Raw genomic sequence first — 1,677 nt, 5'->3', positions numbered from 1 at the left:
TTCCCCCGCCGCTACCTGCCCGAAGGCAGCATGGACAAGATCTATCCGGCTGAAGATCAACCCGGCACGGTTACACCACTACAGGGGACATGACCATCTTGAAGGGGGAGAAGGAGAGCTCACAGACGCGGCTTGTCTCTTGGGTTCTGACCTTGTCCCGCGAGCGGCGGGACAGAGCCGAGGGTCTCATCGGTCTTTTAGGATCAGGGCCGATCACGGTTTCTGGGGGATATTGATGGCCTTCGAGATAGACCTGCCGTGCGCTGAAGACGGCGAGGCCACTTCGCTCGCTTCCGAGCTCACCGACCTCGGCAACGAGCACTTCCTGCGGGCTGTGCTCCGCGACCAGGCGCGCTTCCACCACCGCAGCACCAATCGGCTCGTTGGCTGGCCCACCGACGCGCCGGAAATCACTGAGCCCACCTCCAGCCTCCTGCTGCGCGCCGTCCACCTGTGCTTCACGGCTCACCTGCCACTGAGCCTCTCACCCGACCTGCTCTGGTACGCCGTCGTGCACGAGGTAGCCGTCCACGTCCGCCTGAACTCCGGCACATACGCGGGACTCTTCACCGAAACGCCGGGGCACCAGCAGACCATCGCCGTCCGCGACGACCTGGCTCCGCTGGATTGGGAGCGCTCGATCAACCTGGTCCAACAGCCCCTGCGTGCCCGCATCGGCGATGAGGTAGCCGACCTGTTCCAGCCCGTCTTCTCGACCACCACTCCCACCGACGCCACGGCCACGCTGGTGGCGCTGATGGACGTGGTCAGCCCGTACTACCGCTTCCGGTGGACCTCGCTCTGCGGCATTCCCCGGATCCGACTGGAGGGCACGGACCGAGACTGGCGCCTGCTGGCGGCCCGGGTGCGGGAGCTGGAAGGATGGTTCGAAGGCCTGCGGCCGTGGTTCGCCGCCTTGCACCCGGTGCTGGATTCGATCAGCGCGACGGCCTCGGGGTGGGGTATCGACCAGGAGTTCTGGCGTTCGCTCTACAAGTGGGAGTCGGCGTCCGGCGGCGATAGGGTCACTGGCTGGATCACCGCCTTCTTCGCCCACCGATACACCGACGACGGACCGTCTCCCAAACAGTCGTTCGGCCCGGGAACCGCCGACGAGGAGGACTTCCCATCCCACGTCTCCCGCGTCCCGTTCCGCTGGGAGACGCCCACGGGCACGTCCGAGATGGCCTTCCTTGGCCGGTGTGCTCGGCACAGAACTCGACAGTGAGTGGATCCGGCCGCGCCTCGGCTACGCCGTGGTGGAACTGCTCCCCGCTACCGAGCCCCGCGACGAGCGCCTGCCCGAACCGTGGACCATGGCTGATATTCAGCGCGTCACCGGCTGCCCACAGGCCCAGCTTCTCACTACCCTCGGCACCGTCACCCTGCATGGCGAACCTCTCCAAGCCGACTGCGCCATCAATCTGAGGGGGCTCTGCGCGGTGCGGGCCGACGACGGCGACTGGTATCTCGGCGACCTTGTATCCGACACCGGTGATATCCAGTGCTGGGGCAACTACGGCCCTCACCTCGGCCACGCCCTTCGGTCGCTCTAGTGTCCTGAGTCGTTAGTTCGCTTGCGGGGGTCTGACACGAAAATGAAGTGCGCTGCCCAGGTCAGGCGGCTTGGATCGGTTCGAAGCGGAGCGTCAGGCCGAGGCTATTGGCCTCCTTGAT

At 65.8% G+C, this 1,677-nt stretch carries 2 protein-coding genes; both read left to right on the top strand.

What is annotated here, in order from left to right; genetic code table 11:
* The first annotated feature begins 235 nt into the window (after positions 1-235).
* Positions 236-1,228, top strand: a complete 993-nt coding sequence (locus ACFY2Z_RS41665; RefSeq protein WP_390749199.1) for a DUF4419 domain-containing protein — start codon at positions 236-238, stop codon at positions 1,226-1,228.
* A complete protein-coding gene (locus ACFY2Z_RS41660; protein ID WP_390749198.1) occupies positions 1,194-1,556 on the top strand; it encodes a hypothetical protein in 363 nt (120 codons plus the stop codon). Before ACFY2Z_RS41665 ends, ACFY2Z_RS41660 begins: the two co-directional genes overlap by 35 nt.
* The last annotated feature ends 121 nt before the right edge of the window (positions 1,557-1,677 follow it).

The organism is Streptomyces sp. NPDC001222 (genome assembly GCF_042896945.1).
Taxonomy (GTDB): Bacteria; Actinomycetota; Actinomycetes; order Streptomycetales; family Streptomycetaceae; genus Streptomyces; species Streptomyces gibsoniae.
Note: the sequence above shows the minus strand (reverse complement) of the source record. Positions and strands in the feature narration are given on the sequence as shown.

Excerpts from the sequence above, each read along its gene's own strand:
- ACFY2Z_RS41665 (WP_390749199.1), top strand. The coding sequence starts at position 236 with ATGGCCTTCGAGATAGACCTGCCGTGCGCTGAAGACGGCGAGGCCACT.